The following is a 25,596-nucleotide window of genomic DNA, read 5'->3' as shown; positions in this document are numbered from 1 at the left end:
TGGGTGGGTGCTTCCTCGTCTGGTGCCTCGTCTGCTTCCCCATGGGGCGGGCCGTCAGACCGGCAGGGCCCACGCCTGGTCGACCTGGTGGTCGCCGCAGGGCGTCAGCCGCAGCCGCTCGGCGGGGGTGCCCGGTTCGACGGGCGGCGCCGCCGGTGCCGGCGCCGTCAGGCAGAGCCCGCTCACGTCCTCGACCAGGGCCCCGTCGCGGTGGGGGGTCCAGCTCTGACCCGGCTCGCGGCGCTGCTGGTCGCCCGGGCAGTCGGCCAGCTCCACGAGGCCCTCCTCGCCCGCCGACAGGCAGGCGCCGGCCAGGCGCAGGCTGCCGTACCGGCCCACGGTCCAGCGCTGGTCGGGTGCGCCCGTACAGGCGGCCATCACGACGGCGCCGACACCGGTGGTGTTCGCCCCGTCGGCGCAGGCGGCGCTCGTGCCGGAGCCCCGGCCGGCGATCTGCCCGGTGGGCACGGCCCCGGCGCAGCCGGTGTGCGGGGTGAGCCGCCAGACACCGGTGTCGTGCGCGGCCAGTGTTCCGGTCAGGGCGTCGGACACTTCGCGGGTTGCGCCGGTCCACAGGTTCTTCGCGTCGACGGTGCAGGAGCCCAGCCCCAGCCCGAGCTCGTCGAGCGGTACGCGGATGTCGCGGGCGGCGGCGGACCGGTTGAGCACGGCGACCGCGCGGTCCCCGGTCGCCAGCGGCCGCACCAGGATGTCGAAGGTGGCGTTCGAGGAGACCACCGCGCCCTGGACGCCCATCGGGTCCTGGTCCAGCGCGATCAGATCGGTGTTGCCGAGGGCGGCGAGCCCGTCCGGGGTGAGCTCGGAGACCTGCGAGGACAGGATGAACGGCGCGGCCATCATGGCCCACAGGCCGACCTGGCTGCGGCTTTCCGCGGGGCTCAGTCCGGGGGCGCCCGCGATCAGGAAGTCGGGGTCGTTCCAGTTGCCGGGGCCGGCGTACCGGCCGAGCCAGCGGTTGTAGCCGTAGTTGCCCAGGACCGAGCTCCAGCGCGAGGTGTCCGGGGCGGCCGGCTTGTAGACCTTGATGTCCCGGCCCTCGCGCCACAGCTGGCCGGTCTCGCCGACCCAGTCGATCACCTTGTGCCAGTCGGATCCGCCCCACTCGCCCTGCTGGAAGTACGCGGGCGCCGAGGCGGACAGCACCATGTCCCGGCCGCTGTCGCGCAGCGCCCTGGCGACGGAGTTGTAGGCGTCCCGGTAGGCCTGTTCCTTGGTCTTGCCCTCGGGCACCCAGAGGTTGCAGCCGTCCATCTTGACGTAGTCCACCTCCCAGGAGGCGAACTGCCGGGCGTCGCGGGCGTAGTGGTCGGGGCCGCCGCCCTCGGGGGAGCCGCTGCCGGGGTAGCGCTCGCAGGTCAGGGAGCCGGCGTCCTGGTAGATGCCGAACTTCAGCTTCCTGGCGTGCAGGTACGCGCCGAGCCAGGCCATGCCGTGCGGGAACTTCTGCGTGTCGACGACCAGATTGCCGTCCGCGTCGCGGCTCTTGGTCATCCAGCAGTCGTCGATGGTGACGGTGTCGTAGCCCTTGGCGGCCAGGCCGGTGGCCACGAGCGCGTCCGCGTTCGCCACGACCGTGGCCTCGTCGATGTCGCACATGTAGTGCGCCCAGTTGTTCCAGCCCATGGGCGGAGTGAGCGCGAGCGGGGTGTCCGAAGTCGCGGTGGGCTCGGCCGTCGCCGGGGCGGGGCAGAGCGCGAGGGCGAGCAGGGCGGCCGCGGTCAGACAGGGGAGCGACGCACGCAGGCGAGGCGGCACGGAGTCTCCTTGACGTGGGGGCTGTCGAGGGCTCAGTGCAGCGGTGTGACTACCCGCTGTCAACATAAGTCGGGGGTTATTGATCAATGACCAGCAATATGGGTGTAGTCGAGCGCACTCGAAGGGGTTGATACGTCGTACGGTACGCCGGATGTGACAGCGGCTGATACGGTGTATCTCATGCCGAGAACATCAGCCGCCCTGGACCGCGCCACACCCGCGGCGATCGCCGCCGCCGCCCTGCGGATCCTCGACGAGCAGGGGCCCGCCGCGCTCAGCTTCCGCGCGCTCGCCGAGCGGCTCGACGTCTCGCACGCCACCGTCCAGCGCCGCTGCACCGACCTCGCCGGCCTGCTCGACCTCTGCACCGAACACCTCGCCGCCCAGTTGCCGCAGATTCCGGCCGCGGTGGGCTGGGCCGAAGCCACCGAGCAGCGGTTCACCGCCCTCTACCGGCTCCTCGCGGCCCACCCCGGGCTGATGATCCTGCGCGGCGGCCGCCCCTGGCTCGGCCGGCAGCTGCTCGCCCGGCTCGTGGAACCGGCGCTCGCCGACAGCGTGGCCGCCGGGATGACCCCCGCCGAGGCGATGACCGCCTACCGGCGGATGTACCTGCTGACCCTGGGCAGCGCGGCCTTCGTCGACCACCGGGACCCGGCCGCCGCCACCGCAGCCTCGCGCGCGGCGCTGGCCGCCCTGGACCCCGCCGAGTTCCCCGTGCTCTCGGGCGGGCTGGCCGGCGTACTGCCCGCCCTGACCGACCACGAGGTGTACTACGGCGCCCTGCGCCAGCTGATCGAGGCGAACCGGCCCGCCGGAGCCTGAGACGAGTTTCGAACGACAGGAGTACGGGGCCATGTCCATGGAACAGCAGCTCGACGCGGTGCAGCTCGACGCGGTGCCGCTTGACGCGGTGCCGCTCGATGCGGTGCCGCTCGACTACGGCGCCGTGCGCGCCGCCGCAGGCCGCATCGCCGGGGCCGTGCGGCCCGTCGCGGTGATACCGGCGGGCGGAGGGATTTCGTACGCCCTGGAGTACCTCCAGCACACCGGCTCCTTCAAGGCGCGCGGCGCCCGCAACTTCCTCGCCGCCCACCGCGCCGCCGGCAGCCTTCCCGGCGCCGGGGTCACCATCGCCTCCGGCGGCAACGCCGGCCTCGCCTGCGCCTGGGCGGCCCGCGCCGAGGGCGTGCCCGCCACGGTGTTCCTGCCGGCCACGGCCCCCCGCGTGAAGGTGGAGCGGCTGCGCGGCTACGGGGCCGACGTACGGCTCGTCGGCGACCGGTACGCCGAAGCGCTCGCGGCCTGCCGGGAGTTCGCCGCCGGGAGCGGGGCGCTGAGCAGCCACGCGTACGACCACCCGCTCATCGCGGCGGGCGCCGGAACCCTCCTCGACGAGATCCGCACCGCCCTGCCCGGTCTGGACACGGTCGTCGTCGCGGTCGGCGGAGGCGGGCTGTTCGCCGGCATCGCGACCGCCGCGCGGGAACACGGCGTACGGGTCGTCGCGGCCGAGCCGGAGAACTGCCGGGCCCTGAACGCGGCCCTCGAAGCCGGCCGGCCGGTGGACGTCCCGGTGAACTCGGTGGCCTCCGACTCGCTCGGAGCCACCCGGGTCTCCGCGGACGCGCTGGCCGCCGTGCGGGAGCCGAACGCCGCATCGGTCCTGGTCCCGGACGCGGCGATCACCGCCGCCCGGCGCGCGCTCTGGGACGAGCACCGCATCGTGGTCGAAGCGGGCGCGGCCACCGCCCTGGCGGCCGTACGCACCGCGTCCGGGCCGCTCGGCGAGCGGGTCGCGGTGGTGCTCTGCGGGGCCAACACCGACCCGGCGGACCTGGGCGCCGCGCCGTCCTGAGCGGTCGGGGCGCGGCCGGGGCGCGGCCGGGGTCCGGTCCCTCAGCCCCTCAGCCCCTCAGGCGGAGCCGTCCTCGCGGACCACGACGACCGTACTGGCCGCGTACTGCACCACCTGCTGGCTCACCGAGCCCAGCAGCGCGCCCTTGATGCCGCCGTAGCCGCGGGTGCCGACGACCGTCAGCGCCGCTTCCTCCGAGGCGTCCACCAGCACCTGCGCGGGCGAGCCCTGTTCCACCCGGCGGAAGACCGGAACGCCCGGCGAGGTGCCGACGGCCTCCGCCACGGTGTCGGCGAGCTTCTGCCGGGCTGCGTCCTCGGCGTGCACCAGCTCGGTCTGCTCGGCCGGGCTGACGCCGAAGGGGTTGGTGTTCCACTCCCAGCTCATCACGGCGTGCACGCGGCCGCCGATGGCCTTCGCCTGGGCCACGGCCCAGCGCAGGGCCTGCTTCGAGTGGTTCGAACCGTCCACGCCGACGACGATCAGAGGCTCGGTGTTCTGGCTCACGATGGTTCCTCACGTTTCGTCCGAATGATCGTTCTCATCCCTGTATACACGCCGCACCCGGTCCGACCTCGAACGACGATCGTTGCGCGGACCGACGACTTTGGAGAACAGCAGGCGGCCGCCCCGCTTGCGAGAGTCGGGAGGACGGACGGCAACCGTCCGACGGACGGCAGAGGAACGAGGAGTTCGACGTGGCGCGACGCAATGGATGTCTGATCGGCTGTGCGGTGGCCGGGGTGCTGGGAATCGGACTGCTCGTGGCGCTGCTCTTCGGGGTGGGCAAGGTCATGGACGTGGCCGACAAGACCCTCGTCGACCAGAAGGTGTACGAGGCCGTCAAAGTCGGCGACGCCGAGGCCGAGGTCCGCGCGAAGCTGCCGTCCGGCGAAAGCTTCGTCACCTCGGCCCTCAAGGAGGGCGGCCCCGCCGTGCCGACCGGCAGCCAGTGCTCCTGGTTCCTGTCCGACTCCGGGAGCGGCGACACGGTGCTGCGCTTCTGCTACAAGGACGGCAAGCTCGCGGAGAAGGCCGACTACCGCGTGAAGTAGGGCCTTCGGTCCCTGCCCGCCGGGTCCGCCCCGCCGGAGGGTGGAGGCATGCAGACCAACTCGGCCGGTTCCACCCCCGCCAGCCCCGTCCTGGCCGCGGTGGACGGCTCGGAACACAGCGTCTCGGATGAGCTTAGGTTTTCCTGGGTGGGGCTGGGTGTTCGGCCCGGTGGGAAAAGAGTCTCGGGTTTCGCCGTGCCCGTTGTTTGGGCGGGGTGGCGTGGGTGTGCAGGTGGAAGCCTGCGCCGAGTCTGGTCCCGGTCGGCTGGTGCCGGTTGGGGGTGCTCATCGTGTGCGGTGCCTGCCGCCCACGTCGCCGCTGGGTGCGGTGGGTGGGTTGCTGGGGCGGCCGCCCCGCCGGACGCTTTCCACCCGGGCCGGTCGATGCCGGTGTTGCGGGTGGGGCGGGGACCCTGCGTCGCTGCCTGGGCACAGGGCGGTCTCTCGTCGGTCCCTCCTTCGTCCGGTCCGCGGAGGAATTCTGCGGACCAGACACGGGCGGGGCCGGGTGGGTGGGCTTGGGGTGCTGGACGGGTCGGTCCAGTTCCTGGACGGTGCGCCGGATCAGGTAGGTGCCGGTGGTCCGGTCCAGGACGGTCAGGTGTTGGTGTTGCAGTCCTCGGGCGCCGATGCGTTGCCAGGCGGCGACGTCCCGGTCGGCGCTGTATCCGCACCGCGTGTTGGGGCAGGTGGCCCATTTCCAGCCGGCTCGGGTGTTGTCGGGGGCAGTGTGGTGGCGGAAGGCGGTCAGGCAGCGGGGGCAGTATTTGGAGGTGCCGCGTGCGGGGACGATGACCACGGCGATGCCGTGCCGGGCGGCCTGATGTCGTACGTCGGCCACGATCTGTCCGCGCACGGAGCTGGAGAGGCGGGTGTTGAGGGTGCGGCCCTTTCCGCGGGCCTCCATGTCCCGCAGATCCTCCAGGTAGATCACCGACGCCCCCCAGCCGCGGGCGTGATCGACCATGAACCGTGCGGCCGCCTTGGCGATCTCCGCGTTCAGGCGCTGACGCCGCTTACTGACCCGGGCGTGCTCGGTGCGCAGCACTGCGAGCTTGGCGGCCGTCAGGGTATCCGGGCAGCGGCCCAGGACTCGCTGGCCGTCCAGGAGGCATTCCAGGTGCGCGGCTTTGGTCCACAGGTGTTCGGCGTGGATGCGGAGCCGGTCGGCTTTGGCCAGTACCCCGTCCATACGGAGGAAGACGGGCTGTCCGTCGGTCAGGACGGCCGGTTGGACGCCGCCGGTCAGGGTGAGAGTTCCGCCGGTGAGCAGGGTGTTCAGTCCGTAGTCGAAAGCCACTGCCCGACCGTGCCCAGAACGCAGCGTCTTGGGCACTCCGGTGGTGTGGGCGAGATCCAGACGCAGCCGCCCGCCGCGCAGGCGCAGGGTCGGTGCGTGCAGGGCGGCCGTGGCGTCGATGGTGGGCGGCAGCCGGAACCGGATGCGTACCGGACGCCAGTCGGAACGGGTACGTGGGTCGGGGCGTACCGGGAGTCGTACGGTCAGCACCGCGTAGCGTGCGGGCTCGTCCTCGCACCGGACGAGGGTGGCGAGTTGCTTGTCTGCGGCGGCCAGCACCACCTGATGGCCGCCGCCCGGCGCCGCCTCCAGCTCACACAGGCCAAGGGGCAGACGACGGTGCGCGGTGGTGAAGCGCAGCACCTGACGGGTACGTGAGCGGAAGACCGAGGCGGGCGCCGCCGTCCCCTGCGGACAGGCAGCCCGTAGCGCCGCCCACTCCTCCTCACTACGTTTCATCGGGTCAGCGCCGGCCGGCCAGGTGGTCAGGACCGCATCCAGGATCGCCGCGCGCCATTCGGCCGAGCGCAGTACCCGCCCGGCCTGCTCTTCCGCGACCCGGCGGACCCGGTCGGGCACATACAGGCCCTCCGGCACGGTTGCCGTCCAGCCCAGAGTGCGCAATGCCATCCACGCGTTCGACGGCAACCGCTCACCCGATGGCCCGACACCCGATGCAAGTTGGGTCAACTCTGTCCGGCTCCAGTGCCCGCCGATCACCCCGGCGGCCATCGACTCCACCAGCGTCGTCAGCCAGCCCACCCGCTCACCCAGCGCGGCGGTATTCAGCACCTCACCAGAGACGGTGTCCAATCCCCGGAACGCGGTCGCGGACGCGCACGCCACCCGGCCGCTCTCGCCCTCACCCAGCGCGACCTTCCGCCGCACACCCACACCCCCGCCCCGCCCGCGACCTACTGTCCGATCATCGGACCCACATACGAAACGAGCCCAACCCGACAAGGACACGCAACACCACAAGATCCCGTCCAACACCCAGGAAAACCAGACCAACCCAACGACTGCGCGCGACCCTCTCGCGCCCCGGGGTCAGTCGGGGAGGCGTTCGCCCGTCGTCGTGTGGAAGAGGTGGACGTCCTCCTGGCGCGGGATGACCCGGATGGTCTTGCCGCGCAGGCCCTCCTCGCGGCCGTACGTCCGTACGGTCAGCGGCTGGGTCTCGCCGTTGCCCAGGTCGAGGTTGCCGTACGCGAAGCCGTCCGCGCCGAGCTCCTCCACCGAGTAGAAGGTGACGGGCAGGCCCTTGTCGCTGTGCGCGGCGTGGAAGTCCAGGTGCTCCGGGCGGATGCCCAGGGTCACCGTGTCGCCGCCGGCCGCCTCGCGGGCCGCGCGGCTGATCTTGACCGTGGAGCCGCCGAAGCGGATGCCGTCCTGCTGCAGCGGCAGGCTCAGCAGGTTCATGGCGGGGGAGCCGATGAACCCGGCCACGAACTTGTTCGCCGGCCGGTCGTACATCGTGCGCGGGGAGTCGCACTGCTGGAGGAGGCCGTCCGCGAGGACCGCGACGCGGTCGCCCATCGTCATGGCCTCGACCTGGTCGTGGGTGACGTAGACGGTGGTGGTGCCCAGGCGGCGCTGGAGGTTCGCGATCTCGGCGCGGGTCTGGACGCGGAGCTTGGCGTCCAGGTTGGAGAGCGGCTCGTCCATCAGGAAGGCCTGCGGTTCGCGGACGATCGCGCGTCCCATCGCGACGCGCTGGCGCTGGCCGCCGGAGAGGGCCTTGGGCTTGCGGTCGAGGTACTCGGTGAGGTCGAGGATCTTCGCCGCCTCCTCGACCTTCCTGCGGATGGTCTCCTTGTCCACCTTGGCGATCTTCAGGGCGAAGCCCATGTTCTGAGCGACCGTCATGTGGGGGTAGAGCGCGTAGTTCTGGAACACCATCGAGATGTCCCGGTCCTTGGGCGGCAGGTGCGTGACGTCGCGGCCGCCGATGGAGATCGAGCCGGAGGTGACCTCTTCGAGGCCGGCCAGCATCCGCAGGGTGGTGGACTTGCCGCAGCCCGAGGGGCCGACGAGGACGAGGAACTCGCCGTCGGCGATGTCGAGGTCCAGCGATTCCACCGTGGGGCGGTCGGCGCCGGGATAGGTGAGGCTCGTCTGGTGGAACGTGATCTCAGCCATGGCTGTCAATCCCTCTTTCACCGGCGGTACGTGCCGGGCGATCCGTGTGGGTGGGGTCGGCAGGAGTGGCGGAGCTGTTTCGCAGTTCGCAGTTCGCGGTGTCGGTGTGCGAGGTAAACCGCATTAGTGCAAGTTTTGGTTAATCGGCGATAAGAAGTCAACCTCCATCGGCCGGACCAGTTCGTTATCGAATCGATATCACGCCAAAGTCGGTAAGGACTAAAGCGCATCAGTGCAGGTCAGAGTGGTGGTCGTGGAGTGACTTTCGGACTGCCGTCCCCTTCTCTGTCGTAATTCGGGACGTACGGGTACCTGCCGCTCGGGACTTTGGTCATATTGACGGAATCTTCATTTCGGGTGAGTTTGGGCCCAGTGATCCGGCGACGAGGCCGGAACTCCCCCCGAAGGCGGCGACGATGACCCGTAAGAACGTGACCCGTATAGCCATCACCACGCTCGTGGCCGGCACTTTCTTCGCGACCTCCGCGTGTGGCATGAGTGGTGGCGCCGGAGACGTGAAGGAGGGGGAGCGGACCGGCAAGGTGGCCGGTCAGATCACGTTCCGCACGCTCCAGCTGAAGCCCATGTTCACGTCGTACGTCCAGGGGGTCATCGACGCGTTCGAGAAGAAGTACCCGGACGCGAAGGTCAAATGGGAGGACGTGCCGGGCGACGGCTACAACGAGAAGATCGTCGCCGACGCCCAGGCCGGGGCCCTCCCGGACGTGGTCAACCTCTCCACCGACTCCTTCCAGCTCCTCGGCGACCGCGGCATGCTGGCGGACGTGGCGAAGCTCGACCCCGAGGTGGCCAAGGACTACGTCCCCGGCGCCTGGGAGCAGTTCAAGCTGCCCGGCAAGGGGGACAGCGTGTTCGCGTACCCCTGGTACGTGACCCCGGAGATCCTCACGTACAACAAGGACCTCTTCGAGAAGGCCGGTCTCGACCCGGCCGAGCCGCCGACCAGCGTCGAGCAGTTCTTCGACTACGCCGAGCAGATCGCCGCCAAGTCCGGGGGCAAGTACTCCGCCTTCATGGCCGACCCCAAGGGCCGGCTGCCCGGGGACTGGCAGAAGATGGGCGTCCCGATCCTGAACGAGAAGCAGGACCGGTTCACCTTCGACACCGACAAGGCCGTCGCGTGGGTCGAGCGGATGAAGGACCTGTACGCCAAGGGCGCCATGCCCAAGGAGTCCCTGCTCAAGCAGGACGACATCAACCAGCTCTACGGCGGCGGCAAGATCGTCTTCGGTCCCGGCTCCCCGGGCTTCGTCAAGGACATCAAGCAGAACGCCCCGCAGATCTACGCGAACACGCAGGTCGCGAACGCGGTCACCGGGCAGCTCGGCCACATCGGCATCTATGCCCAGTCGCTCGGCATCAAGAAGGACACCCGGCACATGGACGCGGCGACCGAGTTCGCCAAGTGGCTCACCAACGGCCCCAACCAGGTGGAGTTCTCGAAGCACGCCACCATCTACCCCTCCAACGCCGTCGGCCTCGCCGACCCCTTCTTCGCCGACAAGGGCGACGGCAAGGACGCGGAGACGCTGGCCCGCGCCGTCGGCGCCGAGCAGCTGAAGACCGCAGGACTCGACGCCAACACCCCCGTCCAGTGGACCAACCAGGTCGGCGACGTGGTCGTGCGCGAGATGCAGAAGGCCATCAAGGGCGAGCAGGACGCCAGGACGGCGGTGAAGAAGGCGCAGGAGGAGGCGAACAAGCTGCTCGCGAAGACGGCCCGGCAGTGACGGCGGCAGCGGAGAAAGGAGAGGCAGACGCCATGAGTCCATCCTCAGGCCCGGAACTGCGGGAGAAGTCCGGCCCGTCGCGGGACGCGCCCGGCACCGCGCCCACCCTCGACACGGTGCAGGCCTGGTCGCAGACCGGAGGGCCGGCGGCAGCGGACCCCGGAGGCAAGGCCCCACGGAGCAGGGCCAAGGCCAAGCAGGCGAAGCAGGCCAAGAAGGCGATGGAGGCCGAGACCGGGCTGCGCCACCGCAAGTGGTGGACTCCGTACCTCTTCCTCGCCCCGGGCCTGATCATGGTGACGATGTTCAGCCTCTGGCCGTTCGTCAACACCGTGATCCTCTCCTTCACCGACGCGCAGATCCTGCGCGGCGGCGGGTTCGTCGGCTTCGACAACTACACCCGCGCCTTCGCCGACCCCGACTTCTGGGTCGCCACCGGCAACAGCGTGCTGTACCTCGTGGTCGTCGTCCCGTGCCTGGTCTTCCTGCCGCTGGCCCTCGCGGTCCTCGTCCAGACGAAGGTCCCCGGCATCGGCTTCTTCCGCTCGGCGTTCTACACCCCGGTGATCGCCTCGGCCGTGGTCGTCGGCCTCATCTGGCAGTGGGTGCTGCGCAGCGACGGTCTGGTCAACACGCTGTTCCAGAAGCTGAGCATCATCTCCGAGCCGATCCCGTTCCTGACCGACAGCACCATGCTGCTGGTCTCCGCGATGATCGTGACCGTGTGGAAGGGCCTCGGCTACTACATGGTCTTCTACCTCGCCGCCCTCGGAAACGTCTCCACCTCGCTCTACGAGGCCGCCGCGCTCGACGGCGCGGGCCCCGTCCGCCGCTTCTTCAGCATCACCGTCCCCCAGGTGAAGCCGATGATGCTGCTGGTCGGCACCCTCTCCGCGATTTCCGCGCTCCGCGTCTTCACCGAGATCTACATCCTCGGCGGCGAGAGCGGCGGTCCCGGCGGCGGCGCCCGTACCCTGCCCTTCCTCATCCGGCAGGTCGGCCTCGGCTTCTCCGGCGAGACCGGATACGCGGCCGCCATCTCCATCCTGTTGTTCCTCCTGACGCTGGTCTTCAGCCTGCTGGGCCGCCGTCTCTCGAAGGGAGACGAAAGTTGAGTGCCCTCGCGTCCCTCGGGAACAAGGCGGGCAAGCGCGTCGGAGCCGACGCGCGGCGGTACTGGATCGGCCTCGCCGGCCGGTACGCCACGCTCCTCCTGATGCTCGTGATCATGCTCGGACCGATCGTCTGGCAGTTCCTGACCTCGATCCGCGGCCGCACCGAGAACGTGTACGACGGGGTGCTGCCCTCGCAGCCCACCCTCGACAACTACTTCCGGGTCGCCGAGTCGTTCCCGCTGTTCCAGTACGTCGGCAACACCCTGACGGTGGCGCTGCTCGCCATCACCTCGAACATGCTCTTCGCGGCCATGGGCGGCTACGCCCTCTCCCGGGCCGCCTGGAAGGGCCGCAAGATCGTCTTCACCGTGCTGGTGGCGACGCTGATGTTCCCCTTCGAGTCCGTGATGATCTCGATGTTCCTCACGGTCCGGGAGATGGGCCTGGTCGACACCCTCATCGGTGTCTGGCTGCCCGGCGCGGTCTCCGTCCTCAACATCATGATCATGCGATCGGCCTTCCTCTCCGTCCCCAAGGAAGTCGAGGAGGCCGCGGTCCTGGACGGTGCGAACGAGTGGACCCGCTTCACCCGGGTCTTCCTCCCCGCCGCCAAGGGAGCCCTGGCCGTCGTCTGCATTACCAGCTTCATGGGCGCCTGGGACGACTTCCTCTGGCCCCTGCTGGTGCTGACCAACAGCGACAACTACACCCTCCAGCTCGGCCTGAAGACCCTGGCCGGCGCCACCACCGTCAGCGACCAGCGGATCATCGCCGCCGGTGCGATGGCCGCGCTGATCCCGATGATGCTGCTCTTCTTCGCCCTCCAGCGCTTCTTCTTCAAGGGCGTCGGCGAGGGAGCCATCAAGACCTGACCGGGCGGCCCGGTCGGGCCCCGGCGGCCCGACCCCACGCTTCGCCCCCGCCCCGCCCGCCGTCCCGCCCCGACCGACCGCAGGATCGCAGTCCACCCCACTCTGGAGCAGCCGTCATGCACGACGACCGCAGCATCACCGAACACCGCCTCCGCCGTGTCCTCAAGGAGCGCATCAAGCCCGCCGTCCACTCCCGCCCGGTCCCGCTGACCGTCGAGCGCTGGGAGGCCCCCGGCGAGCCCGTCCCCGTGGCCGAGGGCCTGGCGGCCTCCTACGAGCCCTGCGCCATCGGCGAGATGTGGGGCCCGGCCTGGGGCACCACCTGGTTCAAGGTCACCGGCACCGTCCCCGCCGACTGGGCCGGCCGCACCGTCGAAGCCGTGCTCGACCTCGGCTTCGACCGGATGATGCCCGGCTTCCAGTGCGAGGGCCTGGTCCACCGCGCCGACGGCGGGGAGGTCAAGGCGCTCAACCCGTACAACGACTGGGTGCGCGTCGCCGACCGGGCGGCCGGCGGCGAGCGCATCGAGTGGTACGTCGAAGGCGCGTCCAACCCGATCCTCGTCGACCACTCGGTCACCTACGAGGGCGACAAGCAGACCAGTGGCGACCAGCCCCTCTACCGGCTCGCCCGGATGGACCTCGCCGTCTTCGAGACCGAGGTCTGGGAACTCGTACAGGACCTCGAAGTCCTCTACGACCTGATGACGCAGCTCGACGAGCGCGACGCCCGGCGCTACGAGATCCTGCGCGCCATCGACTCCGCCCTCGACGCGGTGGACCTGTGCGACGTCCCCGGCACCGCGGCCGACGCCCGCGCGCTGCTCGCCGGCGTCCTGGCGGCCCCCGCCAACGCCTCCGCGCACCGGATCAGCGCGATCGGCCACGCCCACATCGACTCCGCGTGGCTGTGGCCGCTGCGCGAGACCGTGCGCAAGGTCGCGCGGACCACGTCCAACATGCTGGGCCTGATGGAGGAGCACCCCGAGTTCGTCTTCGCCATGTCGCAGGCGCAGCAGCTCGACTGGATCAAGACCTACCGGCCCGAGCTCTTCGAGCGGGTCAAGAAGAAGATCACGGACGGGCAGTTCGTGCCGGTCGGCGGCATGTGGGTCGAGTCCGACACCAACATGGTCGGCGGCGAGGCCATGGCCCGCCAGTTCCTGTACGGCAAGAAGTTCTTCATGGACGAGTTCGGCATCGAGACGAACAACGTCTGGCTGCCCGACTCCTTCGGCTACACCGCCGCCATGCCGCAGATCGTCAAACTCTCCGGATCCCAGTGGTTCCTGACGCAGAAGATCTCCTGGTCGCAGGTCAACAAGTTCCCCCACCACACCTTCTGGTGGGAGGGCATCGACGGCACCCGCGTCTTCACGCACTTCCCGCCCGTCGACACCTACAACTCCGACCTCGGCGGAGCCCAGCTGGCGCACGCCGCCCGCAACTACCAGGAGAAGGGCCGTGGTTCGCGCTCACTGGCCCCCTTCGGGTGGGGGGACGGCGGCGGCGGCCCGACCCGGGAGCAGCTCGGCCGCGCCAAGCGGCAGCGGGACCTCGAAGGCTCCCCGCGCGTGGAGATCGAGCGCCCCGACGCGTTCTTCGAGAAGGCGCACGCCGAGTACGAGGACGCGCCCGTCTGGGCCGGTGAGCTCTACCTGGAGCTGCACCGCGGCACCTACACCTCCCAGGCCAAGACCAAGCAAGGCAACCGGCACAGCGAATCACTGCTGCGCGAAGCCGAGTTGTGGGCTTCCACGGCCGCCGTGAAGGTCCCCGGGTACGCGTACCCGTACGAGGACCTGGAGCGGATCTGGAAGACCGTGCTGCTCCACCAGTTCCACGACATCCTCCCCGGCTCCTCCATCGCCTGGGTGCACCGCGAGGCCCGCGAGACGTACGGAGCAGTGCGGGAGGAACTGACGGCGATCACCGTGGCCGCGCAGAGCGCCCTCGCGGGGGAAGGCGAGGAGGAGCTCGTCTTCAACTGCGCCCCGCACACCCGGCGTGGAGTCCCGGCCGGCGGGGCGGGCCGGCCGGCGGCGGCCGGGCAGGCCGTCACGGTGGAGGAGCGCCACGGCGGCGGCCACGTCCTGGCCAACGGGCGGCTCCTCGTGGAGATCGACCGCCGCGGGCTGATCGTGTCCGCGTACGACCTGGAGGCCGGGCGGGAATCGGTCGCACCGGGGGCCGCCGCGAACCTGCTCCAGATCCACCCCGACTTCCCGAACATGTGGGACGCGTGGGACATCGACGAGTTCTACCGCAACAAGGTCACCGACCTGGTGGAGGTGGACGCACTGGAGGTGACCGAGGCCGGTCCGTCCTCGGCCACCGTACGGGTGACCCGCTCGTTCGGCCTGTCCCGCGTCGACCAGTCGGTGACCCTGCGGGCCGGGGCCAAGACGGTGGACATCGTCACGGACGTGGACTGGCACGAGACGGAGAAGTTCCTGAAGGCGGCTTTCCCGCTGGACGTCAAGGCCGAACGCTCAGCCTCCGAAACGCAGTTCGGGCACGTCTACCGGGCCACCCACACCAACACCTCATGGGAGGCCGCTAAGTTCGAGATCTGCGCGCACCGCTGGATCCACGCGGAGGAGCCGGGCTGGGGGGTCGCGGTCCTCAACGACTCCACCTACGGTCACGACGTGACCCGCGACATGCGCCCCGACGGCGGCCAGACCACCACCGTCCGCCTGTCCCTCCTGAGGGCCCCGCGCTACCCGGACCCGGAGACCGACCAGGGCGCGCACACCCTGCGCTTCTCGCTGGCCCCCGGCGCGGCCGTCGGCGACGCGGTCCGCGAGGGCCACGCCCTGAACCTGCCGGAGCGCGTGCTCCGCGGGGCGGGCCCGGTCGCCCCGCTCGTCGCGGTCGACGCGGACGCGGTGGTGGTCGAGTCGGTGAAGCTCGCCGAGGACCGCAGCGGCGACGTGATCGTCCGCCTCTACGAATCCCGGGGCGGCCGCGCGCACGCCACCCTGGCGGCGGGCTTCCCGCTGGCGGCGGCGATCGAGAGCGACCTCCTGGAACGCCCCCTGGACGGCACGGCGGTCTCGCCCCCCACCCCGGACGGCACGATCCCCCTCACCCTGCGCCCGTTCCAGATCGTCACGGTCCGCCTCCACCGGGCCTGACCACGGTGACGGTGGGGCCCCTGCCCGGATCACCCGGGCAGGGGCCCCACCGCCTCCCTCCACGCGTCCGGCGAGCGGTAGTGGTTCGCGTGCCCGGACGCCAGTACGGCACGCAGGGCGGCCAGGTCCTCGGTGGCGGGCGCCAGGGGCAAGCTGTCCAGCAGAGTCAGCGCGGCGGGCGGGTCGAGCTGCCCGAAGAGGTCGTGATAGCTGCTCCGCAGGGCCCGGAACACGGCCTGACGAAGTTCCGGCACGGCCGCGGCGGCCCGGTAGGCGGGCTCCTTGGCGCGCCACGGCACCGGTCCGGAACACTCCAGGACCCGCTGGGTCCGCCGTAGGAAACCCTCAGGGGCCCCGGTGCGGATCCGCCCGGCATCCCGGCCGAGCACCCCTTCGAAGGCGACTTCGGCGGTCTGCCAGTGCTCGAACCAGTCGAGCCACAGCGAGGCGATGACGGCCTCCGGCGCCGGCTCGGCCTCCAGGCGCCGCCGGTAGCCGTTCCACAGGACCTCGATCGGCAGCGGCCCGGCGGGCCCGAGGTGGGCCATGTGGATCGGGCGGTGCACCAGGACGTGGCTGCCGACCAGGTCCATCAGGCCGAGCGCCACCCGGACCCGGTCGGCCGGGTCGATCCGTTCGTCGTCGAAGACCAGGAATCCGTACGTGTCCGCGATGTCGTCCGTGTTCGTGGCTTCGGGCGGTTCACCCGGAGCATCGTCGTCCGCGTTCCACCACGCGCCGCCCGCGTCCTGAGTCACCCCCTCCGAGGCGAGCCAGCTCCTGGCGAGGGCCGTCTCCGGGTGTACTTCCCCGACGGGGTTCACCGCGCGAGGAAGGACGAGACCGCCGCCGTGAACTCCCCGGGCGCCGCCGCGTGGATCAAGTGGCCGTACGGGAAGGTGATCAGGCGGGCGTCCGGGATGCGGCGGACCACCTCGTCGAAGGAAGCGGGCGGCAGGTGGCTGGCGGGGCCGCCGTACACGACCAGGGTGGGGGCCGTGATGCGGGACAGGCCCGCCAGCCAGGCCGGGTCCGGGCGGTCGAGCTGGGGGCGGACCGCGAGCACCATCGCCCAGTCGAAGGCGAGGTCGCCCTCGGGACGTACGGGGGCCGCGGCCTCGCGGGGGAGCGGCGCGGGCGCGTCCTCCAGGACGAGGCGGCCGACGCGGTGCGGCTGCGCGGCGGCGACCAGGTAGGCGACGACACCGCCCATCGAGTGACCCACCAGGTCCACCCGGTCGAGCCCGAGGGCGTCCAGGAAGCCCAGTACGTCGTCCCGCATGAGCGGGAGCGAGTACGCGGACGGCCGCGCGCTGGCTCCGTGGCCGCGCAGGTCCAGCGCGAACACCCGCCGTTCCCGCGCGAGTTCGTCCCGTACGGCAGCCCAGTCGGCGACGGTCCCGCCGAGCGCGGGGAGCAGGAGCACCGGCGGGCCGGCGGGGGGCCCGGTGACCTCGTAGGCGAGGCGCACCCCGCCGTTCACCGTCACGGCGCGGCGCTCGGTCGGCCGGGTGGTCCGGGGCTTCCTCGTCATCCGCCAGAGGGTATCCGGGGAGTGCGGGCGCCCCCGTCCCCGGCGATCAGCCGGGCCGTGAACTGCGCCACAGGTGCCGACGGGGAGAGGGCCCGTGGCCACCGGAATCCCCGGATTTCCGGGAGGCGTGGTCCCGCGCTCGCTTATGCACCTAGTTGCACAATAAGCGCTTGCTCAGCTAGAACAGATCCATCACCCCCGCGCGAGGAGGCGCCCTCATGAGTTCCCAGAGCCGGTACCCGCACCTGCTGAGCCCCCTGGACCTCGGCTTCACCACCCTGCCGAACCGCGTGATCATGGGCTCGATGCACACCGGCCTCGAAGAGCACGAGCGGGGCTTCGAGCGCCTCGCCGCCTTCTACGCCGAGCGCGCCCGCGGCGGCGCCGGCCTCATCGTCACCGGCGGCATAGCCCCGAACGACGCCGGCCGCCCCTTTGGGGGGGGCGCCCGCCTCACCACCGAGGAGGAGGCCGCCGAGCACCGGGTGATCACCGACGCGGTGCACGCCGAGGGCGGGAAGATCGCGATGCAGATCCTCCACTTCGGCCGCTACGCCTACCACAAGGACCTGGTCGCCCCCAGCGCCCTCCAGGCCCCCATCAGCCCCTTCGTCCCGAACGCCCTCACCGACGCCGAAGTCGAGCGCACCGTCGAGGACTTCGTCCGCGCCGCCCGCCTCGCCAAGCTGGCCGGCTACGACGGCGTCGAGATCATGGGCTCCGAGGGCTACCTGGTCAACGAGTTCATCGCCGCCGCCACCAACAAGCGCACCGACCGCTGGGGCGGCGCCTACGAGAACCGCGTGCGCTTCCCGCTGGAGATCGTCCGGCGCACCCGCGCGGCCGTCGGCGAGGATTTCATCCTCGTCTACCGCCTCTCGATGCTCGACCTGATCCCCGGCGGCTCCACCCTCGACGAGGTCGTCCACCTCGCCAAGGAGGTCGAGGCGGCCGGCGCCACCATCATCAACACCGGCATCGGCTGGCACGAGGCCCGCATCCCCACCATCGCCACCTCCGTCCCGCGCGGTGCCTACACCTGGGTCACCAAGCGGCTGATGGGCGCGGTCTCCGTCCCCCTCGTCACCAGCAACCGCATCAACACCCCGGAGATCGCCGAGGAGTTGCTCGCCGACGGCCGCGCCGACCTGGTCTCGCTCGCCCGCCCCTTCCTCGCCGACGCCGATTTCGTCGCCAAGGCCGCCGCCGGCCGCTCCGAGACCATCAACACCTGCATCGGCTGCAACCAGGCCTGCCTGGACCACACCTTCAGCGGCAAGCTCACCACGTGCCTGGTCAACCCGCGCGCCTGCAACGAGACGGAACTCATCCTGTCTCCCACGCAGTTGAAGAAGCGCGTCGCCGTCGTCGGAGCAGGCCCGGCCGGCCTGGCCTGCGCCGTCTCCGCCGCCGGACGCGGCCACGCCGTCACCCTCTACGAAGCCTCCGGCCACATCGGCGGCCAGCTCGACATCGCCCGCCGCATCCCCGGCAAGGAGGAGTTCGAGGAGACCATCCGCTACTACGGCACCCAACTCGCCGAGCACGCGGTCGAGGTCAAGCTGAACACCCGCGCCGACGTCGAGACCCTGCGCGGCTACGACGAGGTCGTCGTCGCTACCGGCGTCACCCCCCGCACCCCCGACATCGAGGGCGTCGACGGCCCAAACGTCGTCAGCTACCTCGACGTCCTGCGCGACGGCGCCCCCGTCGGGCAGCGCGTCGCCGTCCTCGGCGCCGGCGGAATCGGCTTCGACGTCGCCGAGTTCCTCACCGACAGCGGCGAAGGCGCCTCCCATGATCCCGAGGTCTACTTCCGCCACTGGGGCGTGGACACCGCCTACACCGGCCCCGGCGGCCTCACCGCCCCCGAGCGGCCGGCCCCGCCGCGCCAGGTCCACCTGCTCCAGCGCAAGACCACCAAGGTCGGCGCCGGGCTCGGCACCACCACCGGCTGGATCCACCGGGCGGAGCTCAAGCACCGGGGCGTCGTCTCCGTCGCGGGGGCCGCGTACGACCGGATCGACGGTGAGGGCCTGCACATCACGGTCGACGGCGAGCAGCGCCTCGTACCCGCCGACACGGTGGTCCTGTGCACCGGCCAGGAACCGCGCCGCGACCTGTACGAGGCCCTGCGCGCGGCCGGCGTCGAAGCGCACCTGATCGGCGGCGCCGACGTGGCCGCCGAACTGGACGCCAAGCGGGCCATCCGCCAGGGCACGGAACTGGCCGCCTCCCTCTGAGGACCGGCCCGCGGAAAGGGAGTTGTGGCGGCCACCGGCCGGCCGCCACAATCACCCGGTGACGACGCTGACACCGGCAGACGCGGACAAGATCCTCCACGACAACTTCGCCCCCTGGGTGCTCGCCCTCGGACTCACCGTCCAGGAGACCGGCGAACGGCACGCCGTCCTGCGGCTGCCCTGGTCCGACACCCTCGCCCGCGACGGCGGGGGCCTCAGCGGGCAGGCCCTGATGGCCGCCGCGGACACCGCCACCGTCATCGCGATCTCCGCCGCGCGCGGGGCCTACGGTCCGATGACCACCGTCCAGCAGTCCACCAGCTTCCAGCGGCCGGTGGTCGGCGCCGACGTACTGATCGACGTACGGATCACCAAACTGGGCAAGCGGATGGCCTTCGCCGACATCACCATGACGCCCGAAGGTGCCGGTGAACCGGCTGCGAAAGCCTCCACCGTCTACGCCCTGCTGGGGTGAGCGGCCCGCGGAGCGGACTGCGCCACAACCGCCCCTTCACCGTCTTCTGGCTCGGCCAGGCCCTGTCCGTGCTCGGCGGCTCGGTATCGATGCTCGCCCTGCCGCTGCTCGTCCTCGAAGTCACCGGATCCCTGGTCGGGATGGGCCTGATCACCGCCCTCTCCGGGGTCTTCGCCATCGCCACGGGAACCTTCGCCGGGCATGTCGTGGACCGGGTGGACCGCCGCCGCCTGATGATCGGCTGCGACCTCGCGCGGGCGGTGCTGCTGGGCTCCGTACCGCTGATGTGGTCCTTCGGCGGCCCGCGGATCTGGCTGCTGTACGTGCTGACCGCGCTGGTCACCGTACTGAAGACGCTCTTCGACGTGGCCTACGTGAGCGCCGTGCCCTCCCTGGTCGAACCGGCCGACCTGATCGCCGCCAACGGCCGGCTGATGGGCACCTTCGCCCTCGGCACCCTCCTCGGCCCGGTCGTGGCCGGCCTGCTCGTCGCGGGGGTCGGCGGGTCCTGGGCGCTCGCCCTGGACGGAGCCACCTTCCTCGTCTCGGCGATCAGCCTGCGGTGGGTCCGCTTCGGCACACGGGGGGAAGCGGCCACGCCCCGGCCGTCGCAGACGAACGCCTCACTGCGCGAGGTGTTCGTGGTCGGCTTCCGCTTCCTGTGGTCGCACGCCCTGCTGCGCCCGCTGACGGTCCTGCTCACCCTCCTCACCTTCGTCACCATCGGCGCCACCGACCTGCTGATCTTCCGCCTCCGGGACGACCTCGACCGCTCCCCGTCGACCGTCGGCTACGTGATGGCCGTGAGCGGCATCGGCGTCGTCTGCGCCTCCTTCGCCGCCGGGCCGCTGCGCCGGACCCTCGGCTTCGGCCCGTGCTGGCTCGGCTCGACCGTGCTGATCGGCCTGTCCGTGGCGGGCACCGGGGTCAGCCGCAGTGTGCCCGTGATCGCGGCGATGGCCGCCCTCTTGATGTTCGGGCTGACCGTGGGCGGCATCTGCTCCATGACCCTGCGCCAGGAAGTCACCCCGGACCACCTGCTCGGGCGGGTCACCTCCGCGTTCTGGACGGTCCACAACGCCTCGGGCCCGGTGGGAGCCGCGGTGCTCACCGCCCTGGCGGCCCGGCACGGGGTCCCGTCGACCAGCCTGGCCGCGGGCGCCTTCTGCCTGCTGATCGCCGCCTCGGGCCTCCTGACCCCCCTCCGCTCCGCCCGCCCGACCCCGCCGCACAAACCGCCGACGGGCCCGCGCGCACCGCTGCCGGATCGCGCGGCCCCCGGCCCCCGGCGCCGCGATCGGCCGGGGGCGGCGGACTGATCCCGGTTCAGCCCGCCTGGACGGTGATCGTGCGGCCCGGGGCGACCGTGGGGGTCGCGTACGTGTACGTCACTCCGTCCACGACCTTGGTGCGGGCCGGCTGGGGCACTCCGTCGACCGTGAGGGTGGCGTGGGTGCCGGGGAAGCGGGCCTCCCAGGTGTAGGGGGAGGCGCCCGAGGTGTGCGTGAGGGTGGACTTCGTCGCCCCGTCGTGGCGGAGGGCGAAGGCCGAGTCACCGACCCGGAGGTCGTCGATCCGCAGCCAGTCCATGCCCGAGGGCAGCCGGGACCCGGTGCTCCCCTCGGCCACCTCGATCGCGCCGTTGTCCTTGAGCCCGTCGTGCAGGGTGACGAACTCGTCGGTGGCGCGGCGGGAGAAGTTCCACAGGGCCGGATCGTCGAGATAGGCGCGGTCCCCGCTCCAGCGGTACGCCTCCTCGGACTTCTGCACCAGCTCGAAGGTGGCGGGCACCTCGCGGACGAAGTTCGTCGGACTCTTGTAGCCGATCGAGAGGTACGTCGAGGTGTCGAAGTTGAAGGCCCACGCCGGGTAGTACTTGTGCTCCGGGGTTGCGGACGCGGCGAAGGAGCGGAGCATCGACTTGTTCTCGGCGTGCAGGGCGAGCACGCCCGCGCCGGACAGCTGGTGGGCCATGTCGCGCGAGTAGTAGCCGCTGCGGTTGGCGTAGCCGGCCCAGTAGGAGGCGGCGTAGGTGCCGTTGCCGCTGCCACCGGTGCGGTTCTCGTCCACGTTGAGCGGGCCCCGGGTGCCCGGCAGGTGGACCCAGCTGTTGGCCTTGCGCTTGGACCAGTCGAACATCTCGACGACCGGCCTTCCCCGGCGGGGTCCAGGAGCGGGACTTCATCTCCGCGCTCGTCGACAAGGGCGTCGCGGCCGTCGTCTTCCTCTCCGCCTCCAACACCGTCGAGGGCGCCGACACCGAGACGTACGAACTGCTGCGCCAGCGCCGGGTCCCGTACGTCGGCATCAACGGGGAGTTCGCGGACGGGGTGGCGACCCCGGTCTTCTCCACCGATGACGCGCTCGCCGCGGAGCTGGCCGTCGACCACCTCCACCGACTGGGGCACCGCAGGATCGGGATGGCCTCCGGCCCGGCCGGCAACCAGCCCGCGGACCGCCGGGTGCGGGGCTTCCTGGAGGCCATGGCCAAGCGGGGCATCGAGGAGCCGGAGCGCTGGGTGATCCGGCAGTCCTACACGGTGGAGGGCGGCCAGGCCGCCGTCGGCCCGCTCCTCGCCCTGGGCGCCACCGCGATCGTGGCCGCCAGCGACTACATGGCCCTCGGAGCGATCCGGGGCGATCCGGGGCATCCGGCGGCAGGGACGGGTGGTGCCCGGGGACGTATCGGTCGTGGGGTACGACGGCTCGTCCATCACCGAATTCACCGACCCGCCCCTGACCACGGTGCGCCAGCCCGCCGACCGGCTGGCCCTGGAGGTCGGGCGCAGCGTACTGGCGCTGGTCAGCAACCGGGACGTGCCCACGGGGGAGCTGCTGTTCGACCCCGAGCTGGTCATCCGGGCGACCCCGGGACCGGCACCCGCGGATCCCGGAGCCTGATCCGGGCCGGGCCGCCGGTCTGATGCGTACCCGCGCCTGATCCGTACCCAGGGCCTGATCCGAACCCGGGCCCGATCCGTACCCGGGCCCGATCCGTACCGGGACTCAGTGCCGCTCCTCGCCCGCGACGAGGAGTTCGCCCACCTCCTCCGCAAGGGCGGCGCGGGCCGCGGTGGGCAGGCCGGCGTCGGTGACGAACCAGTCGGCCTGGTGCAGCGCGGCGAAGCCGCTGAGCCCCACCACCCCCCACTTGCTGTGGTCCGCCACGACAGCGACCCGGCGCGCCGAGGCGACCAGGGCCCGGTTGGTCTGGGCCTCCATGAGGTTCGGGGTGGTCAGTCCGGCGCCCTGCGCCACCCCGTGTGCACCGAGGAAGAGCAGGTCCACGTGGAGCGAGCCGATCGCCAGGTCGGCGAGCGGTCCGACCAGGGCGGCCGAGGGAGTGGGGGAGCCGCCGGTGAGCAGCAGCGTGGGGGCGTCGGCCCCGCGGCTGCGGCCGTCGGCCCACACCAGTTCCGCCACCGGGAGGGAGTTGGTGACGATCGTGAGCCGCGGGACCCCGAGGAGCCGGGCGGCGACGGCGTGCGCTGTGGTGCCACCCGAGACCGCGACCACGCTGCCCGGTTCCACCAGCGTCGCGGCCGTGTCCGCGATGGCCGCCTTGGCGTCGCCCTCCAGATCCGACTTGGCCTCGAAGCCGGGCTCGTGCCCGCTGGCCCCGGCCGGGGCGACGGCTCCGCCGTGGACCTTCTCCACGAGGCCTTGCCGGGCGAGGGCGTCCAGGTCCCGGCGGACGGTCATGTCCGAGACGCCGAACTGCCCGACCAGGTCCGCCACCCGCACCGCGCCCTCGCGCCGGACCGCGTCCACGATGAGAGCGCGTCGCTGGTGGGCCAGTTGGGCAGCCTGCTCGGCCACGGGTCGCTCCCGGGAATCGGCGAATCGGGTCAGAAAGCAGCAAGATAACACGGCAATGTTGTTGGAGTCTGAGGGAAAGCCCGGTGTAGGGGTGGTGGAAAATGTTGGAGACTGTTTATTCTCGCTACGTGAAGAAGACCCTCGCGAAACTCGCGGACGGCCGCGAACTGATCTACTTCGACACCGACCAAGGTGCCGTGCGCGACGCGCCCGACCTGCGCCCGCTCGATCCGGTGGACAGCCGGCCGGAACTGCGGCGGGACGAGGCCACCGGCGACTGGATCACCATCGCCTCCCACCGCCAGAACCGGATCTACCACCCGCCCGTCGGCGAGTGCCCGCTCTGCCCGTCCCGGGACGGCCGGCTCAGTGAGATCCCCGCCGCCGACTACGAGGTGGCCGTCTTCGAGAACCGCTTCCCCTCCCTCGCGGGCGAGGCCGGACGCTGCGAAGTCGTCTGCTTCACCCCCGACCACGAAGCCGGCTTCGCCGACCTCACCCCGGCCGCCGCCCGGCTGGTGCTGGACGCGTGGACCGACCGCACCGCGGAACTCTCCGCCCTCCCCGGCGTCGAGCAGGTGTACTGCTTCGAGAACCGGGGAGCCGAGATCGGGGTGACCCTCGCCCATCCGCACGGCCAGATCTACGCCTTCCCCTTCGTCACGCCGCGCGCCGCCAAGATGACGGCCGCCGCGCGGAAGCACCGCGCCGCCACCGGCCGCAACCTCTTCGAGGACCTGGTGGCCGGAGCCCGCGCCGCCACCGAGCGGGTGGTGACGGCCGGGGAGCACTGGACCGCCTTCGTGCCCTACGCCGCGCGCTGGCCGTACGAGGTCCACCTCTACCCGCACCGCCGGGTCCCCGACCTGACCTGCCTCACCGAAGCCGAGCGGGCCGAATTCCCCGGCATCTACCTCGACTTGCTGCGCCGCTTCGACCGCCTGTTCCCGGTACCGGAGCCGCAGCCGGAGCGGCCGCAGGGGCCGGCGCCCACCCCGTACATCTCCGCGTGGCACCAGGCGCCCCGCACCCGCGGGGAGGAACTGGCCCTGCACTTGGAGCTGTTCACCATCCGCAGGACCCCCGACAAGCTCAAGTTCCTCGCGGGGACGGAGTCCGGGGCGGAAGCCTTCATCAACGACATCGCCCCCGAGACGGCCGCGCGACGACTGCGGGAGGCCCTGGCGTGAACCGGCCCGAACAGGCCGCGGGCACCTTCGCGAAGCTCTTCGGCGGCGCCCCCGACGGGATCTGGGCGGCGCCCGGCCGGGTCAACCTGATCGGTGAACACACCGACTACAACGACGGGTTCGCCCTCCCCATCGCCCTCCCGCAGACCACCCTGCTCGCCGCCCGCGCCCGTACGGACGGCCGGCTGCTCCTGCACAGCGCGCAGGGAGACGGCCGGATCACCGAACTGGCCGTGGCCGCCCTCGCCCCCGGGGCCGTACCGGGCTGGGCCGCGTACCCGGCCGGAGTGGTCTGGGCACTCGCCGAGGCGGGACATCCGGTCGGTGGCGCGGACCTCCACTTCGACAGCACGGTGCCCACCGGCGCGGGCCTCTCCTCCTCCGCCGCGCTGGAATGCGCGGTCGCCGTCGCCTACGACGAGCTGTACGGACTGCGGCTGCCCGGGCCCGGACTGGCCCGGATCGCCCAGCGGGCGGAGAACGCCTTCGCCGGGGTCCCCTGCGGGATCATGGACCAGATGGCCTCCGTGTGCTGCACCACCGGGGCCGCCCTCCACCTCGACGCCCGCACCCCGGAACTCCACCGGCAGGTGCCCCTCGACCTCCCGGGGCAGGGGCTCGGACTGCTCGTGATCGACACCAGGGTCTCCCACGACCTGGGCGACGGGGCGTACGCGGCCCTGCGCGCGGGCTGTGAACGGGCGGCCCGGCTGCTCGGCCTGCGCGCCCTGCGGGATCTGCCCGCCGGGGACCTCGCGGGGGCGCTGGAGGGCCTCCCGGCGGAACTCGTACCGCTGGTCCGCCACGTGGTGACCGAGAACGGCCGGGTCGCCGAGGCCGTCGCCCGGCTCCGGGCGGACGACGCGGCCGCCCTCGGCCCGATCCTGACGGCCGGTCACGCGTCGCTCCGCGACGACTACCGGGTCTCCTGCGCGGAGACCGACCTCGCCGTGACGGCCGCGCTGGGCGCCGGGGCCCTCGGTGCCCGGATGACGGGGGGCGGCTTCGGAGGCTCCGTCATCGCCCTGGTGGAGGCGGGGCGCGAGGACGCGGTGGGCGGCGCCGTCGTGGCGGCCTTCGGCGCGTCCGGCCACCGCCTCCCGCGGCTCCTCACCGCCACCCCGGCGGCGGGCGCCCGTCGGGTGGAGACGTAGCCGCCGACTGGAGCCGTGGCCGTGGCCGTGGCCCGGGCCCCGGGCCCCGGACGTCGTCCGTGGCCCGGGCCACGGCGCTCCGGCAGCCCGCCCGTTCAGCCGGTCCTACGTTGTTGTGTGGGTTGGACGGGCCAGTCGTAAGGTCCAGAGATCCAGAGACACCGGGTATGGC

The 25,596-nt window shown here is 71.7% G+C and carries 21 protein-coding genes and 1 pseudogene; 14 read left to right on the top strand and 8 right to left on the bottom strand.

Going from position 1 to position 25,596, the window contains the following annotated elements; genetic code table 11:
* Positions 1 to 54: 54 nt before the first annotated feature.
* Positions 55 to 1,776, bottom strand: coding sequence for an alpha-galactosidase (locus tag MTF69_RS43125; RefSeq protein ID WP_308401485.1), 1,722 nt, complete (start codon positions 1,774 to 1,776; stop codon positions 55 to 57).
* Positions 1,777 to 1,956: 180 nt separating this feature from the next.
* On the opposite strand from MTF69_RS43125, the gene MTF69_RS33675 reads away from it, so the two are divergent.
* Together MTF69_RS33675 and MTF69_RS33670 are read left to right on the top strand one after the other, a co-directional pair.
* Positions 1,957 to 2,601, top strand: a complete 645-nt coding sequence (locus MTF69_RS33675; RefSeq protein WP_279346598.1) for a TetR/AcrR family transcriptional regulator C-terminal domain-containing protein — start codon at positions 1,957 to 1,959, stop codon at positions 2,599 to 2,601.
* Positions 2,602 to 2,632: 31 nt separating this feature from the next.
* Positions 2,633 to 3,634: a serine/threonine dehydratase gene (locus MTF69_RS33670; protein WP_374324763.1), complete on the top strand. Its 1,002-nt coding sequence runs from the start codon at positions 2,633 to 2,635 to the stop codon at positions 3,632 to 3,634.
* A gap of 57 nt (positions 3,635 to 3,691) precedes the next feature.
* On the opposite strand, the gene MTF69_RS33665 is transcribed toward MTF69_RS33670, so the two are convergent.
* Positions 3,692 to 4,141 carry a universal stress protein gene (locus MTF69_RS33665; RefSeq protein WP_243340165.1) on the bottom strand — a complete coding sequence of 150 codons (450 nt, stop codon included), beginning with the start codon at positions 4,139 to 4,141 and terminating at the stop codon, positions 3,692 to 3,694.
* Between the two features lie 191 nt (positions 4,142 to 4,332).
* On the opposite strand from MTF69_RS33665, the gene MTF69_RS33660 reads away from it, so the two are divergent.
* The gene (locus MTF69_RS33660; RefSeq protein WP_243340164.1) at positions 4,333 to 4,689 is read left to right on the top strand and encodes a hypothetical protein; all 357 of its coding nucleotides are present in this window, start codon (positions 4,333 to 4,335) and stop codon (positions 4,687 to 4,689) included.
* 133 nt (positions 4,690 to 4,822) lie between these two features.
* Here MTF69_RS33660 and MTF69_RS33655 read toward each other — a convergent pair whose 3' ends face one another.
* On the bottom strand, positions 4,823 to 6,781 hold the full coding sequence (locus tag MTF69_RS33655) for a transposase (protein WP_243340163.1): 1,959 nt from the start codon (positions 6,779 to 6,781) through the stop codon (positions 4,823 to 4,825).
* A gap of 258 nt (positions 6,782 to 7,039) precedes the next feature.
* A complete protein-coding gene (locus MTF69_RS33650; protein ID WP_243340162.1) occupies positions 7,040 to 8,131 on the bottom strand; it encodes an ABC transporter ATP-binding protein in 1,092 nt (363 codons plus the stop codon).
* A 416-nt stretch (positions 8,132 to 8,547) separates the two neighbouring features.
* Between MTF69_RS33650 and MTF69_RS33645 the strand changes: the two genes are divergently transcribed.
* The 4 genes from MTF69_RS33645 to MTF69_RS33630 all read left to right on the top strand — a co-directional run bounded on the left by MTF69_RS33645 (position 8,548) and on the right by MTF69_RS33630 (position 15,009).
* Positions 8,548 to 9,882, top strand: coding sequence for a sugar ABC transporter substrate-binding protein (locus tag MTF69_RS33645; protein ID WP_243340161.1), 1,335 nt, complete (start codon positions 8,548 to 8,550; stop codon positions 9,880 to 9,882).
* Between the two features lie 221 nt (positions 9,883 to 10,103).
* Positions 10,104 to 10,997: a carbohydrate ABC transporter permease gene (locus tag MTF69_RS33640; protein ID WP_243340265.1), complete on the top strand. Its 894-nt coding sequence runs from the start codon at positions 10,104 to 10,106 to the stop codon at positions 10,995 to 10,997.
* Entirely contained in the window at positions 10,994 to 11,869 is an 876-nt protein-coding gene (locus MTF69_RS33635; protein WP_243340160.1) for a carbohydrate ABC transporter permease, read from the top strand. Before MTF69_RS33640 ends, MTF69_RS33635 begins: the two co-directional genes overlap by 4 nt.
* 116 nt (positions 11,870 to 11,985) lie before the next feature.
* On the top strand, positions 11,986 to 15,009 hold the full coding sequence (locus MTF69_RS33630) for a glycoside hydrolase family 38 C-terminal domain-containing protein (protein WP_243340159.1): 3,024 nt from the start codon (positions 11,986 to 11,988) through the stop codon (positions 15,007 to 15,009).
* Positions 15,010 to 15,038: 29 nt separating this feature from the next.
* Here MTF69_RS33630 and MTF69_RS33625 read toward each other — a convergent pair whose 3' ends face one another.
* Together MTF69_RS33625 and MTF69_RS33620 are read right to left on the bottom strand one after the other, a co-directional pair.
* Entirely contained in the window at positions 15,039 to 15,833 is a 795-nt protein-coding gene (locus MTF69_RS33625; RefSeq protein ID WP_243340158.1) for a hypothetical protein, read from the bottom strand.
* Positions 15,830 to 16,543 carry an alpha/beta fold hydrolase gene (locus MTF69_RS33620; RefSeq protein ID WP_243340157.1) on the bottom strand — a complete coding sequence of 238 codons (714 nt, stop codon included), beginning with the start codon at positions 16,541 to 16,543 and terminating at the stop codon, positions 15,830 to 15,832. The genes MTF69_RS33625 and MTF69_RS33620 overlap by 4 nt, the downstream gene beginning before the upstream one ends.
* Before the next feature lie 218 nt (positions 16,544 to 16,761).
* Between MTF69_RS33620 and MTF69_RS33615 the strand changes: the two genes are divergently transcribed.
* Genes MTF69_RS33615 through MTF69_RS33605 form a run of 3 tightly spaced genes read left to right on the top strand, consistent with a single transcriptional unit; the run spans position 16,762 to position 20,580 of the window.
* Entirely contained in the window at positions 16,762 to 18,786 is a 2,025-nt protein-coding gene (locus MTF69_RS33615) for an NADPH-dependent 2,4-dienoyl-CoA reductase (protein WP_243340156.1), read from the top strand.
* Positions 18,787 to 18,844: 58 nt separating this feature from the next.
* Entirely contained in the window at positions 18,845 to 19,261 is a 417-nt protein-coding gene (locus MTF69_RS33610; protein WP_243340155.1) for a PaaI family thioesterase, read from the top strand.
* Positions 19,258 to 20,580 carry an MFS transporter gene (locus MTF69_RS33605; RefSeq protein ID WP_243340154.1) on the top strand — a complete coding sequence of 441 codons (1,323 nt, stop codon included), beginning with the start codon at positions 19,258 to 19,260 and terminating at the stop codon, positions 20,578 to 20,580. Before MTF69_RS33610 ends, MTF69_RS33605 begins: the two co-directional genes overlap by 4 nt.
* A 7-nt stretch (positions 20,581 to 20,587) precedes the next feature.
* Here the strand turns inward: MTF69_RS33605 and MTF69_RS33600 are convergent, their stop codons facing one another.
* Positions 20,588 to 21,400: a hypothetical protein gene (locus MTF69_RS33600; protein ID WP_243340153.1), complete on the bottom strand. Its 813-nt coding sequence runs from the start codon at positions 21,398 to 21,400 to the stop codon at positions 20,588 to 20,590.
* 191 nt (positions 21,401 to 21,591) lie between these two features.
* Here MTF69_RS33600 and MTF69_RS33595 point away from each other — a divergent pair.
* Both MTF69_RS33595 and MTF69_RS33590 read left to right on the top strand, forming a co-directional pair.
* Positions 21,592 to 21,837, top strand: a pseudogene (locus tag MTF69_RS33595) (substrate-binding domain-containing protein); the annotation flags it as partial.
* Between the two features lie 94 nt (positions 21,838 to 21,931).
* On the top strand, positions 21,932 to 22,162 hold the full coding sequence (locus MTF69_RS33590) for a substrate-binding domain-containing protein (RefSeq protein WP_243340152.1): 231 nt from the start codon (positions 21,932 to 21,934) through the stop codon (positions 22,160 to 22,162).
* 105 nt (positions 22,163 to 22,267) lie between these two features.
* Here MTF69_RS33590 and MTF69_RS33585 read toward each other — a convergent pair whose 3' ends face one another.
* On the bottom strand, positions 22,268 to 23,080 hold the full coding sequence (locus MTF69_RS33585) for a DeoR/GlpR family DNA-binding transcription regulator (protein WP_243340151.1): 813 nt from the start codon (positions 23,078 to 23,080) through the stop codon (positions 22,268 to 22,270).
* Positions 23,081 to 23,208: 128 nt separating this feature from the next.
* Between MTF69_RS33585 and galT the strand changes: the two genes are divergently transcribed.
* Both galT and galK read left to right on the top strand, forming a co-directional pair.
* Positions 23,209 to 24,270 (top strand): galactose-1-phosphate uridylyltransferase, encoded by a 1,062-nt coding sequence (gene galT / locus MTF69_RS33580; RefSeq protein ID WP_243340150.1) that lies wholly within the window; start codon positions 23,209 to 23,211, stop codon positions 24,268 to 24,270.
* Complete coding sequence (galK, locus tag MTF69_RS33575) at positions 24,267 to 25,424, top strand: galactokinase (protein WP_243340149.1); 1,158 nt, start codon at positions 24,267 to 24,269, stop codon at positions 25,422 to 25,424. Before galT ends, galK begins: the two co-directional genes overlap by 4 nt.
* Positions 25,425 to 25,596: the final 172 nt, after the last annotated feature.

Source organism: Streptomyces sp. AP-93 (genome assembly GCF_022808175.1).
Lineage (GTDB): Bacteria > Actinomycetota > Actinomycetes > Streptomycetales > Streptomycetaceae > Streptomyces.
This window is presented reverse-complemented; position numbering and strand designations above follow the sequence as displayed.